We start from the raw sequence: 980 nt of genomic DNA, 5'->3' as shown, positions 1-980 counted from the left end.
GTAATTGTGCCACCGGACTCTTCTTTCCAATCCCAGATTTTATCGAGAAAGGCTTCACGTCCGAGGTCATGGCGAGTTTTGCCTTCTTCAGCAGCAAGCTTGCGCTCAACAACCATTTGAGTTGCGATACCCGCGTGGTCGGTACCGACCTGCCATAAAGTGTTATGACCTTTCATGCGGTGATAGCGGGTTAGGGCATCCATAATAGAGTCCTGGAAGGCATGTCCCATATGCAAGCTACCGGTGACATTCGGTGGCGGAATCATAATGGTGTAGGGCTGGCCTTCATTTGAAGGCTTGAAGTAGCCGCTTTCTTCCCAGGTTTTATACCAAGACTGTTCTATTTCGCTAGGTTGGTAGGTCTTATCCATAATCGTTGATGCTTACTCGTTAAAAATGGCTAGAGGTCGAGTGCCTGACTTTCGCTTGGCATACGATAAAAAATGGCCGACATTATACATGGCGTGAGCGAGCTGAAGCTAGGGACTTGCTTAATATAGTTGCTTAAAAAAGCAAAGACTTCCCTAAGCTTTCCGTAGATCGTGGATATGAACCTCATGGCCAAGGCTCTTTAGTTGCTTGTATAAGGTACGTGCGTCCTGAATTTCGATTTCAATATTCGGAATGATTAAGCACAAACGGCTGAAATCTTCCAAGCGCTCGGGTAACTGCTTTCGTAGGAGGATGAGCAAAGAATCGTCTTTTTGAAGTGATGACTTTAATGGTTTGTCATCGATGATGACTGGCGCGGTTTTGCTTTCTGACTCATTTTGACCGAGACTATGAGGAATAAAGCTTTCGAGTTTGAAAGTCCATAAAGCGCTGTTTAGTGCTTCGTTTTGAATAGCGTCCACAGTCTGAATATGAATTCGACTGTGTTGTTGCAGGGCTTTCTCCGTTAAACGGCAACAAAAAGCAATTTGCTCAGAAAAGTTGGCTTCATTTAAGAGGTATAGGTCTATTCTGGGCATGCTTTTGTT

General features: G+C 44.7%; 2 protein-coding genes. Both read right to left on the bottom strand.

Annotated features, from left to right (window positions below; translation table 11 throughout):
* On the bottom strand, positions 1-371 hold a 371-nt coding region (locus A3756_RS07595; protein WP_156490351.1), incomplete at its 3' end, for a class I tRNA ligase family protein.
* Positions 372-524: 153 nt separating this feature from the next.
* Positions 525-980: DNA polymerase III subunit chi (locus tag A3756_RS07590; protein WP_068553227.1), on the bottom strand; the 456-nt coding region annotated here is incomplete at its 5' end.

The sequence above is a fragment of the Oleiphilus sp. HI0086 genome, assembly GCF_001635225.1.
Note: the sequence above shows the minus strand (reverse complement) of the source record. Positions and strands in the feature narration are given on the sequence as shown.